The sequence below is a fragment of the Alteromonas sp. 4NH20-0056 genome (assembly GCF_057539655.1).
Genome location: NZ_BAAJLS010000005.1, coordinates 329177 through 340335 on the forward strand (window position 1 = coordinate 329177; position 11159 = coordinate 340335).

Consider the following 11159-nt stretch of genomic DNA (forward strand, 5'->3'; position numbering starts at 1 on the left):
CCGCTACAACAAATTCGGATCGATCAATTTATGCCGCAGCGCTAAATGAGTCAGTTCAACATCGGTGGTCACACCGAGTTTTTCAAACATTCTGTAGCGGTAGGTATTGACCGTTTTCGCATTAATACTTAACTCACTGGCGATATCAGGAACTCGTTGGCCTTTAGTAAGGCGCATCGCGATACTGAGTTCACGAGTAGATAACTCGGTAAACGGGTTCTCTACAGAGGGAGAGAGCTTTTCAATAGCGATACTATGTGCAATTTCATTGCCTAGGTATTTTTGACCTGCGACCACTTTGCGTATCGCAATAATGACCTCATCGGGCTCAGCGTCTTTTGTTAAAAAGCCAAACGCCCCTGCATTCATTACTTGCATTGGTATAGGACTTTCTTTGTGCATCGAAACACATATTACCCGCGTATTTTCAGACATCCGCACAATGCGCTTGGTCGCTTCAAGACCACCAATACCCGGCATATTAACGTCCATAAGCACAACATCAGGTGCATCTTTCCTGCACAGTTGTACTGCATCCTCTCCGTTCTTTGCCTCTGCGACAATCGAAAAGTCTTTGACATCTTCAAGAATTCTACGGATCCCTGTTCTGACCAAATCATGATCATCTGCTAGGATTATTTTTATCACGCTAGTATCTCACTGACTACATAAACTCGCGGCAAAATGCCTGAAAATTGAAACGTTATACCTGTATAAAAGTAAACGCGAACGAGTATCATACCATGAGTTGCTTGAAGGTGAACCATCGTTACCAAATTTCTTCGTAACCATTTGAAAATAATATAATTGATGGTATTTTTGGCCTGAATTTAGCGATGCATAAATAACCATCAATGATGTTATGAAGCACTATTATTATGGCTTATAGTTCAGCTACGTTGACACCTTAGAATGAGGAAGTGTAAACCACAATGCAATTAGTGTTCGCTTCGCTACCACCGATACTTCACCCCCCTCTTCTATACCTAGCGCATCGCCCTCTTTCATTTCTGCGTCATGCTCGCTACTACCGCTAGTGTGCACTGCCGCCGCACCTTCTATAATATGTAAATAACCTGCAGCATTCGACATATCGAAACTAAAGCGTTGTCCTTCACTTAATTTCAAACGGCTTATTGTTGCGTCCTGATTAATCGCAAGCGCACCGTGCGAACCATCACCATTGACTAAAAGTTCAAGCCCCTGCTCATTGACTACCGTTTTTTGAGCATAAGAGGGTGCAAGCCCTTTTTGATTGGGCAAGATCCATATCTGTAAAAAGCGCACAGGCGACGTTTTTGATGCATTATATTCAGAATGCATAATACCTGTACCGGCGCTCATGACTTGAACATCACCTGCAGGGATAATATGGTGGTTCCCCGCACTGTCTTTGTGCTCTAACGCACCACTGATAACATACGAAATAATTTCCATATCTCGGTGACCGTGGGTGTCAAAGCCTCTTGATGGCTGCACAATGTCGTCGTTTATCACTCGTAATACCGAAAATCCCATATGATTTTCATCATAGAAGTGTCCGAACGAAAAGCTGTGGTGACTGTCCAACCATCCTAAGCTTACTTTTCCTCGCTCATTTGCTTTACGTAAATACATTGCTGGTACCCCTACTCTCATCTGCTATGGCGCACTATTCTTTGCACCTTCAATGAAGTGTATTATAGCCAGTGTGAAGTGGGATAAAATCGGTAAAAATAACGCAATACATTCTAATTAATAGAACAATCTTAACAGTGTACTTTTTATAATGTGTGGATGACACGCAATAGATAAACGAGCAAAACCAGGCGCATGAAATTGCGTACCGTTCCCCACAATGACCCCTCTTCGACTACATTGCTCGTAAATGTCATCGTTAAATTGCTTACGTAAATCTAGCCACAAGAAATAGGTAGCATTATTTGAGGTTATCATGTCGTCCTTTTCCATGAGTCTAAGTAGTCGTTTGGCATAAGTGCGATTGGTGCCAACACAATCAACTATCTCGCGTTGCCAGCGTCTATGAGAACCATAAGCCTCTTTTAACGCTACCTTGGAAATAGGTGTGGCCTCCAGATGCTCACTATCTACCGCAGCAATAAACTTTTCCCGTAACGAAGGGTCTGCCACTATCGCGTACGATGCGCCGCCAACCGTGGCTAAATTAAAAGCTTTAGACGCACTACAAAAGCTGACCACATTGTAATGAATACAGTTGTTTAGCCCATAGCCAAAAGGTGCTGCTGAAGGTAATGTAAAATCGTGGTCATCATAATGAAAATCGCGATGAACCTCATCAGATAGGACTAAAATATTATGTTGCTTGCACCGGGCCAAAAGCGCGGCTTGCGCCTTGTTTGATAGCACTTCGCCAGTGGGATTATTAGGGTGACAAATAATGATTGCACGTGCCTCAGCATCGAAGTTTTCGATATCATTTAATACCGCATCGAAGGTAACTGATACAGGTCTCATGTTATTTTGCGTAACAGCGGAATACAGCGGCCCGTAGGTGGGCGTAACCACCATTATTTTATCATCAGCAGCACAAAATGTTCGTAATGCTAAGGCAATACCAGCGACAACACTGGCAATATCCACAACGTATTCTGGCCTGAGCAGGAGTTCATCACGTTCAAAATAGTCGGCTACATCGCGCCGAACATCTATATCTTGATAGCCAAAGTGACGGGTAAGGTATGATGAAACTGACGCAGTCAATGATGAAGGTGGCGGACAATCCATATCTGCGAGCCACAAGCTATGAGAATAAAAAGGCGCAGTTGCAAACCGAGCTTTTGCAACACTAAACTTCAAACGGTTTTGGCGTTCGCCAAGTTCGGCTAGCACTGCATTATCAGGCTCAAACAGCGTACTGCTTTTCGCTAGGTCGTCAGCCATCTCGTTTTCAACGAGGGCGATCGCTTCTAATAATACGGCGCCATCCACCTCTAGTTCGCCTGTTCTTTATAACAAGACATTGCGTTAACGTTTTTCAAAAACATTAAACTCTGACAACGTATGTTGATGTTTACGTTTTGTTTCTCGTATTACAAAAGGTATCTCTTTTGGTGGCCCAATTTTTGTAAATTCTGGTTCCAGAGCCGCCGCTAATGCCTCGGTAGAACTTAATGTTTCCCCGGTCTCATCTTTATAGCCGCCGAGCCACTCATCGCGCTGTGTGTATTCCTCTAACCAAGTAAATGGGCTAGCGATAACCAGAAGCCCTCCTTTATTGAGTCGTTGGCTTACTTCTCGCAATAATTTACGTGGGCTATAAACTCTGTCGAGTAAATTACCCATAAAGATTAAGTCGTAACCAGTAAACTGAGGCTTCAAATTACATGCGTCCCCCTGTGCAAAGGTCACTTTTTTCGCTGCTTCCTCAATCCCCAGTGAACTAAGCTTTCGTACTTTAAACGATGTGAGTTCACCCTCTTCAATAAGGTTATAACGGATTTCACCACGTTCTTGCATTGAAAAAGCGGTCTTAATAAAACGCGCTGAAAAATCTACTCCGTCGACATGGTTAAAATGCGTGGCTAATTCAAATGTTGAGCGGCCAACCGCACAGCCTAAATCGAGCGCCTTTGTTCGCGGCCTTTCACCATGCTGCTCGATACAGAATTGGGCACTTGCTTTTGCAAAATTAGGCACAGCGAAATATTCATCGCCATAGTGGAATTCGCTGTACTGCGAGATTTGGGTATCACTTTCATAATCTAAGTCATTCACAAGGATTGGGTGCTCCGCTTTTACGTATCTAAAACCTGCATGCTGAAAAAAGTGGCGTCTAAATGCATAGCGACTTTCTTTCATCGCCTCGTTACCTGTTGAGATCCAACTCCCGCCTTTCATCAAGTTATGCTTGTTGTCGAAGGTCGGTGTAGTAAAGTCGTCGTAAAGAGGATGAACCTTGAAGCCATCAAACGGATAAATAGGGGTTTCAGTCCATTGCCATACGTTACCAACCACATCAAACCATTCATCAGACTGGTTGATATTTACCGGCTCACTGGACGCAAATTTAGTAAGTGCAATGTTAAACCCATCAGAGTAAACATTTTGCGTTAGTCCAGCTTGTTCCCGTAACCTAAGCCATTCGTTCTCAGTGGGCAAACGAATAAGTTCCCCAGTCGTCTCACTCAGATAATTACAGAACGCCTTTGCTTCGTGATAATTTACGTCTACGGGCCAGTCGAGTGGCAACGGAAATATTTCAAGCAGACTACGGTATAGATACCCGCTATCGCTTTTTATCCAGAATACAGGGTGTTCGGCATGGGTATATTCTCGCCAGCGATTACCCTCTTCTTCCCAATAGTCAGGGTTTTGATATCCTCCCGCGTCGACGAATGCGAGAAACTCACCATTACTCACAACAAAACGGCTGGCCTTAAAGTCAGCGACATTTTCTTGCGCATTACCGTATTCGTTATCCCAACCATAATAGTCAGCATCAAATGATTTACCTGCTGATACTTCCGCCCCATCTACAGGCACGAGCTCATTGTTGGGCGCGACATTCGAATCTGGGCAGCGCGGCCACGCTTTGCTTTGTTTAACCAAAGCAATATCAAGCTGTCGAATAAGCACTGACGAGGTCTCTAAATGAATACGCTCATGTTCAATCCCCATGATGATTGGCCACATTTTACTGTCCCAGTCGATTGGAATCGAAAAATCGATAGATTCGATCAGCGCTAATACGGTTTCTCTTACTCGATTGCGGTACTCAACAACCTCACTCACTTCAGGCCAATCGTAATTCTCGTCGTTCAAATCGTCCCAGCTCATTTCGTCTACACCAATAGCGAATAGCGATTCAAAACGTGGATTGATTCGTTTATTGATGAGTTTAGCGAGAATGAGTTTATTGATGAAAAACGTCGCGGTATGGCCAAAATAGAAAATGAGAGGATGGCGAAGTCTTTCGGGTCGCTCATAGTACGCGTTATCACTGCCAAGGCACCTAAATAAAGACTCATAGGTGTCGAACGAGTCGATAAAATACGCTTTAATCTGTTGACGTTTTTCCTCAACGCTTCCGCTGCGTAGATTGAGTGTACTCATTGCGTACATAAAGATCCTCTTCTCTTATTATTTGCATGTTATTGAGGTGACATCGGTAGCCTGACTGCCGGATAACGCGTGTTTTTTGCACACGTTTACACTCAACATTTGCTCATGTTGAAATAGGCAGTGCTTTATACAATACATTGTATTACCTGTAGATAACCAGTCATTACCGAAATAAGACACAGCGAGATCAATTTATCTTTCTTTAATTAGATGATTGTTAAGTGTTTGATTAAGAACTGAACGCGTATTGCTAATGTGTAGATAGTAATTGCGTAGATTGAAGTAGCATGTTTCGCAACTGAAGACGCGGGTAATCGTAGGCATAAAAAAACCCGCAACAATGTGCGGGTTTCTCTAATATGGCGGAGAGTGAGGGATTCGAACCCCCGGTGGGTTTGACCCCACGTCTGATTTCAAGTCAGGTGCATTAAACCGGGCTCTGCCAACTCTCCTCAAGTGCTGCGTATCTTAATGATATTTTTTTCACTGTAAAGCACTTATTTAACTAAAGTCATTCAAGTGACGAATAGATGAACAATGTGATTACTTTTTGATTTCTTATGCTAAATATCATTCAATTTATACTGCGTACACTCGCCCTTTCACCGAGTGACTATTATAAAACGAGGTGTTTATTTACTGCGTGTCTTCATAATCGCATTAGAGACGCTTTTAGAAGATGCATTTTTATCAACACATGTTTATGGCCCACTAAAAGTAGTTGGGCATAAAAAAACCCGCAACAATGTGCGGGCTTCTCTAATATGGCGGAGAGTGAGGGATTCGAACCCCCGGTGGGTTTGACCCCACGTCTGATTTCAAGTCAGGTGCATTAAACCGGGCTCTGCCAACTCTCCTTAAGTGCTGCGTATCTTAATGATATTTTTTTCGCTGTAAAGGAAAAATTTTAAAAAGTTGTTTAACTGTCGAGAATTCAAACAAATACGATAATTATTGCGCGACCGAAACCTTTTTATCTGTTTATGGCACTAAATTCATCTGAAACTACTTGAAAATGTGAACTAAAACCCATACAACATACACTAATAACAATTGTACCATTTTGGTCATATCATAGTCCTATTGGAGGAAACAATGGATCAACGTTCGATGTATTCTAGTGCATCTCAACCGTCGGTATTGCAAACTAACAAAGTATTACGTAACACATACATGTTATTGGCAATGACGTTAGCGTTTAGTGCGGTTTGTGCTGGTATAGCGATGGCAGTAGGCATTTCACCTATTATGTCATTAGTTATGACCATCGGCGCCTTCATCACTTTATTTGTTGTGCAAAAAAAGGCCGACTCAGCGTCGGGCATCTACTGGGTGTTCCTTTTCACTGGTTTAATGGGTGGTTCGTTAGGCTACACACTTAATTTCTATCTCGGCGTGGCGGGTCCAGGTTTAATCATGGAAGCCTTAGGCGCAACAGCGTTGGTTTTCTTTGCATTATCGGGCTACGCACTTACCACGAAGAAAGACTTCTCTTTTATGGGTGGATTCTTGGTTGTCGGTTTAGTTGTTGTTTTAGTCGCCGCTATTGCCAATCTGTTTTTTGCTGTTCCGGCGGTTAGTTTGGCCATTAGTGCTGCTATCGTTTTCATTATGTCAGGCTTTATTCTGTTTGATACAAGCCGAATAGTGAACGGTGGTGAAACAAACTACATTCGCGCTACAGTTTCGTTATACTTGAACATCTATAACTTGTTCACGTCAATGCTACACCTACTTGGTGCATTTGGCGGCGATGATTAAGTAAAATATTAATGGGTAAGATAAACACCCCTTAATTGGGGTGTTTTTATTTCTATGGCGAACTATTCAATTCTACTTACTTCTGGGCCCTACCACGGTGACGCTGCGCTTCGTGTGAAAAGTTTTATCGACGGTGTGCTTGAAAATGGCGATACCGTGGATAACGTGTTTTTTTACGGTGAGGGTGTACATCATTGCAATCACTTTGCCGTGCAGTCTGGCGATGAATTTTATCCTTACGATTATTGGATTCAACTTTTTGCATCACAACATACTTCGTTGTTGGTATGTATTACCGCCGCGATAAAGCGTGGTGTGGTGAGCGGTGATGAAGCAAAAGAAAACGGTATCGATGGCGCAAACTTAGTTGCCCCCTTCCGACAGGCGGGTCTTGGCGAGTTTTTTTCTGCGCTTCACAATTGCGATAGATTGGTTCAGTTCTAATGGCATCTTTACTTATTTGCTTTACCCAAACACCTTATGGCAGTAGCACCGCTCAAGAAGGGCTTGATTTTGCATTAGCAGCGACTAACTTTGGCCATACCGTAAGCGTACTCTTTAAAGACGATGGTGTTTTTCAGCTCGTAAAATCAGCGTCAATTAAAGGTGTAAAAAATCATAGCAAGCGTCTTGCCTCTATGCCTTTTTTTGATATTGAATCGTGTTTTGTCTGCCAAATAAGTGCGACACAACGCGGGGTAAACGTTAATGATGTGATGGACGCCATCGATGCTACTTTCGTTACCGCGGCGCAGCAAATTGAACTTATTTCATCTAGCGATCATGTGGTTACATTCTAATGCTGATTATTGTTGAAAAACCGTTTATTAGTGAAGCATCTGAGGCGCTTATCAAAGCTGCTATGCAAGGTAATCACATCGTTTCATTGGTGCTTCAGGGTGATGGTGTGTATGCACAGCAGGTTCCAGTGTTAAATGATTTGAATATTGCTGTACTCGATATTGACGCGCAGCGCAGAGGTATACCAATTTCGCCTCATGCCACGGCGATTTCAGCACACGCTTTTGCAAGACTTTCTCGACAACACCCTCATTGGATAACCTTATAATGTCACAACCCTCGTATTTTATTGAATGGAACCAGGCTTATATTGCTACCGACAAAGCGGGTTATCTACTGGATTACACCGACTGGAGCGAAGAGATGGTTCCACTACTTGCAGAACAAGAGCAAATAGAACTTACCGACGCTCACTGGGAGGTTGTACGTTTTGTTCGCGCTTTTTATGAAGAGTATGAAACTAGCCCCGCAATTAGAGCCTTGGTTAAGGCTATGGCGTCTAAATATGGGCCTGAGAAAGGCAACAGCCGTTATTTACAGCGCTTATTCCGTAAAGGCCCTGCCAAACAAGCAACCAAGCTTGCCGGTCTACCCAAGCCCGCGAAATGTCTGTAATCCCCTCACCTAGGCGGAAAACTTCTCCTTTTTAACGAATTCAGGAATTAATTTTATAATCGTTAAACGATTGCAATATAACTCGCGTATTATTGAGTTATACAACACAGCAGCATAGCGGTAATTATGGATCTCATCTTTTTTGACTTAGACGGAACGTTACTTAACAAACAATCTGAAATTTCTCCGTATACAAAAGAAACACTCGCCCTTCTAAAAGAAAATGATGTCGCATTCACGGTAGCGACAGGAAGAACCATGCTTTCTGCTCGGGATATCATAAAAGATCATCATTTTGCGCTACCTCATATATACAGCAATGGCGTAGCGGTCTGGGACCCTACTAACGACGCACTTACGCTCGACAATCTGCTTGACGACAGTGAACTAAGTACAGTGCTTAATTGTGCAGTTAGTAATGGCATTACCCCTTTTGTAAACACAGTAGGCAGCGACCACCACCATATAATTTATCACAGCGCTACGCAGCATCAGGTTGAAGAAGACTTAGTCAACAAGTACTTTGCTAGAACGAAGGTCACGCTGCTGCCCTTAGATACACTCCCAGAGAAGCCGCAAATCACCAACATTAGTATGATTGGAAATGCAGAGACGATTCACCAAATGTGGGAGTACATAAACGGCTTCGACTCATTAATTGCGTATTCAGGGCCTGCGATAGAAGGAAATGAATATAGTTGGATGGATGTGCACCACAGAATGGCCAGCAAAGGGAGTGCGGTTCAAAATCTCAAACAACATTTAGGTGCTAGCAACGTGATTTGCTTTGGTGATAGCGATAATGATATGAGCATGTTTGAGCTGGCCGACGAGTGCTATGCGCCAAGTAACGCAAAGCCAGCAATAAAAGCAGCGGCAAGCTCTATTATCGGGCATCATGATGAAGACGGCATTGCCCGTTTCTTACGAGAGCGCTTTTCGCTTTAAATTGTGCGTTAATATATCACTGTCTATTTATAACGTCGGGCTATTATTAATTGTCGCTATCAGCGCTTGAGATTGCGCTAATGCGTCAAGCACTTCAGTCTGCGTGAGCCGCTGTTCAAGCTTTTCATTTAACCATGCATAGCGATTAAACACCGTATTGTCATCTGTAAGCTGCATGATTGTGTTGTTTATCGCATAAGACTCTACTAGACCATATGAACCCAGTTGTTGTGAAGCATGCTGAGATAAACGCGCCATCGCATTTATACTGCCTGAACGCATAGCATGGTCTAAGAATTCAACTTTTCTCTTCTCGAATGCGTCTCGTTTCGCAATATAGTCATCTCTTTTAAGATCACTAAACCCTTGAACTTTCATATAGAGGTTGGCATATAACGCCCCATAATGTTCCTGCGCTAAAGTAAACCCGCCAGCGGCTGACGCTTCTAAATGACTGAAAAAGGCGTCATACGCAGATGGCTTAATGTCGGCACAGTAGCGATAACGTAAATCGATACGTGTTATTGCGCTGTCTGCGTCGCTAAAGCTTAAGGCCTGTTGACGTTTTCCTTCATACTCCACCTCACTCTTAGCGCTGAAGTAGCAATACTCAAGGTTTCGCGCCAATATGTAGCGCGCTTCGTTGTCATCTGAACGTGCCATAACTAAAAGTGCGTCAATAGACAACGCAAGAGGCGATGATAATTTCCAACTTGAATCAGGATGCAATACAATGTTACGCGTAACCACATCCGTTGCTTTGCTGACGTCGTTATTGCTTGAAATAGCGTTTTCAGCTTTCACGACATTGTTAGCCGGCTCTGATGAGATAAGCGTGTGATCGTGGTAATGATAAACGGCAGCGAAAAAACCCACTACCGCTAACGCGCCCCACAATATTGCACGCCTCGAATATTTCATTTTTTCTTCTTAGTATAAATACAGGTGAGTAATACACGTTATCACGGTGCACTAACATAGATTGTTTTAACATGAGCATTTTATTCTCAAACTCAATATAATTCTCGCCTCTTAACCTTACTTGAGTCAATGTACGCCGTGAACAACCGTTTCTTACTGGCTATAGCTTCCGTTTTATTGGCGATGATAACTATCCAATCTGGCGCCTCGTTTGCGAAACAACTCTTCCCTATTGCAGGGCCAGAAGGAACAAGTGCGCTTCGTGTTTTCTTTGCCGCGGCAATACTCACACTGATTTTCAAACCATGGAAGGCACGTTTATCGCCACGGGGTTGGCGTAACGTTATTTTCTACGGAATTTGTTTAGGGGCGATGAATATCATTTTTTATTTTGCTATTGCGCGTATTCCCTTGGGCATTGGTGTTGCCCTTGAATTCACCGGTCCGCTTGCCGTGGCATTTTTCAGTGCAAAATCGAAACGTGATGTAGCGTGGGCATTACTGGCGGTTGTCGGCGTTTGCTTATTATTGCCAGACATAGGCACATCATCGGATAGTCTAGACCCTATTGGTGTTTTGCTTGCACTCACTGCAGGCGCATTTTGGGCTGGATACATTGTTTTCGGTAATAAAACCGGTAATGAGGGTTCTGGTGGGGTTACTGTAACGCTTGGCATGCTTGTCGCTGCGATAGGCATAGTTCCCGTTGGCGTATTGAGCCAAGGCGCGGTGCTGCTAACACCTTTTGCTTTGCTGATGGGGCTAGCTGTAGGCGTGTTGTCATCTGCCCTTCCCTATACCCTTGAAATGAATGCCATGCGCAACATGCCCAAACAAACCTTCAGTATAATGATGAGCGTAGAACCTGCCATCGCTGCAGTGGCGGCATTTATTATTATTGATGAAACACTAACCTTGTCTCAGTGGCTAGCGGTTGGCATGGTCGTTATAGCGACGGCAGGAAGCTCCATCACACAACGACAAAAACAAGCAGAAACTCTGTCTTAATAATAAAAAAGCAGCCAAGAGGC

Annotated in this window: 12 protein-coding genes and 2 tRNA genes; 7 read left to right on the forward strand and 7 right to left on the reverse strand. The window is 43.4% G+C overall.

From position 1 onward, the window contains the following. Positions 1-3 precede the first annotated feature (3 nt). The 6 genes from uvrY to AC27EZ_RS11980 all read right to left on the reverse strand — a co-directional run bounded on the left by uvrY (position 4) and on the right by AC27EZ_RS11980 (position 5939). Positions 4-648: a UvrY/SirA/GacA family response regulator transcription factor gene (gene uvrY / locus AC27EZ_RS11955; RefSeq protein WP_487135528.1), complete on the reverse strand. Its 645-nt coding sequence runs from the start codon at positions 646-648 to the stop codon at positions 4-6. 246 nt (positions 649-894) lie between these two features. Beyond that, a complete protein-coding gene (locus AC27EZ_RS11960; RefSeq protein ID WP_487135529.1) occupies positions 895-1617 on the reverse strand; it encodes a pirin family protein in 723 nt (240 codons plus the stop codon). 117 nt (positions 1618-1734) lie between these two features. Beyond that, entirely contained in the window at positions 1735-2949 is a 1215-nt protein-coding gene (locus tag AC27EZ_RS11965) for an aminotransferase class I/II-fold pyridoxal phosphate-dependent enzyme (protein ID WP_487135530.1), read from the reverse strand. Between the two features lie 36 nt (positions 2950-2985). Then, positions 2986-5082, reverse strand: coding sequence for a 5-histidylcysteine sulfoxide synthase (gene ovoA / locus AC27EZ_RS11970; RefSeq protein WP_487135531.1), 2097 nt, complete (start codon positions 5080-5082; stop codon positions 2986-2988). A gap of 360 nt (positions 5083-5442) precedes the next feature. Continuing rightward, a tRNA-Ser gene (locus AC27EZ_RS11975) sits at positions 5443-5534 on the reverse strand. A gap of 313 nt (positions 5535-5847) precedes the next feature. Beyond that, a tRNA-Ser gene (locus AC27EZ_RS11980) sits at positions 5848-5939 on the reverse strand. Between the two features lie 238 nt (positions 5940-6177). On the opposite strand from AC27EZ_RS11980, the gene AC27EZ_RS11985 reads away from it, so the two are divergent. From AC27EZ_RS11985 to AC27EZ_RS12010, 6 genes are all read left to right on the forward strand, one after another. Next, complete coding sequence (locus AC27EZ_RS11985; RefSeq protein ID WP_487135532.1) at positions 6178-6843, forward strand: Bax inhibitor-1/YccA family protein; 666 nt, start codon at positions 6178-6180, stop codon at positions 6841-6843. 54 nt (positions 6844-6897) lie between these two features. Continuing rightward, positions 6898-7287, forward strand: a complete 390-nt coding sequence (gene tusD / locus AC27EZ_RS11990; protein ID WP_487135533.1) for a sulfurtransferase complex subunit TusD — start codon at positions 6898-6900, stop codon at positions 7285-7287. Further along, complete coding sequence (gene tusC / locus AC27EZ_RS11995) at positions 7287-7643, forward strand: sulfurtransferase complex subunit TusC (protein ID WP_487135534.1); 357 nt, start codon at positions 7287-7289, stop codon at positions 7641-7643. The genes tusD and tusC overlap by 1 nt, the downstream gene beginning before the upstream one ends. Continuing rightward, positions 7643-7912, forward strand: a complete 270-nt coding sequence (locus tag AC27EZ_RS12000) for a hypothetical protein (protein ID WP_487135535.1) — start codon at positions 7643-7645, stop codon at positions 7910-7912. Before tusC ends, AC27EZ_RS12000 begins: the two co-directional genes overlap by 1 nt. Continuing rightward, on the forward strand, positions 7912-8259 hold the full coding sequence (locus AC27EZ_RS12005; RefSeq protein WP_487135536.1) for a TusE/DsrC/DsvC family sulfur relay protein: 348 nt from the start codon (positions 7912-7914) through the stop codon (positions 8257-8259). Before AC27EZ_RS12000 ends, AC27EZ_RS12005 begins: the two co-directional genes overlap by 1 nt. Before the next feature lie 126 nt (positions 8260-8385). After that, positions 8386-9207 carry an HAD family hydrolase gene (locus AC27EZ_RS12010; RefSeq protein WP_487135537.1) on the forward strand — a complete coding sequence of 274 codons (822 nt, stop codon included), beginning with the start codon at positions 8386-8388 and terminating at the stop codon, positions 9205-9207. Positions 9208-9234: 27 nt separating this feature from the next. Here AC27EZ_RS12010 and AC27EZ_RS12015 read toward each other — a convergent pair whose 3' ends face one another. Further along, entirely contained in the window at positions 9235-10128 is an 894-nt protein-coding gene (locus AC27EZ_RS12015) for a hypothetical protein (protein ID WP_487135538.1), read from the reverse strand. Positions 10129-10257: 129 nt separating this feature from the next. Here AC27EZ_RS12015 and AC27EZ_RS12020 point away from each other — a divergent pair, with 129 nt between their 5' ends. Continuing rightward, on the forward strand, positions 10258-11136 hold the full coding sequence (locus tag AC27EZ_RS12020; RefSeq protein WP_487135539.1) for an EamA family transporter: 879 nt from the start codon (positions 10258-10260) through the stop codon (positions 11134-11136). Positions 11137-11159 lie beyond the last annotated feature (23 nt).

Bases quoted from the DNA above. Each gene is read 5' to 3' on its own strand.
- AC27EZ_RS11960 (WP_487135529.1), bottom strand. From the start codon at position 1,617: ATGTATTTACGTAAAGCAAATGAGCGAGGAAAAGTAAGCTTAGGATGG.
- ovoA (WP_487135531.1), bottom strand. From the start codon at position 5,082: ATGTACGCAATGAGTACACTCAATCTACGCAGCGGAAGCGTTGAGGAA.
- AC27EZ_RS11985 (WP_487135532.1), top strand. From the start codon at position 6,178: ATGGATCAACGTTCGATGTATTCTAGTGCATCTCAACCGTCGGTATTG.
- tusD (WP_487135533.1), top strand. From the start codon at position 6,898: ATGGCGAACTATTCAATTCTACTTACTTCTGGGCCCTACCACGGTGAC.
- tusC (WP_487135534.1), top strand. From the start codon at position 7,287: ATGGCATCTTTACTTATTTGCTTTACCCAAACACCTTATGGCAGTAGC.
- AC27EZ_RS12000 (WP_487135535.1), top strand. From the start codon at position 7,643: ATGCTGATTATTGTTGAAAAACCGTTTATTAGTGAAGCATCTGAGGCG.
- AC27EZ_RS12005 (WP_487135536.1), top strand. From the start codon at position 7,912: ATGTCACAACCCTCGTATTTTATTGAATGGAACCAGGCTTATATTGCT.
- AC27EZ_RS12010 (WP_487135537.1), top strand. From the start codon at position 8,386: ATGGATCTCATCTTTTTTGACTTAGACGGAACGTTACTTAACAAACAA.
- AC27EZ_RS12015 (WP_487135538.1), bottom strand. From the start codon at position 10,128: ATGAAATATTCGAGGCGTGCAATATTGTGGGGCGCGTTAGCGGTAGTG.
- AC27EZ_RS12020 (WP_487135539.1), top strand. From the start codon at position 10,258: ATGTACGCCGTGAACAACCGTTTCTTACTGGCTATAGCTTCCGTTTTA.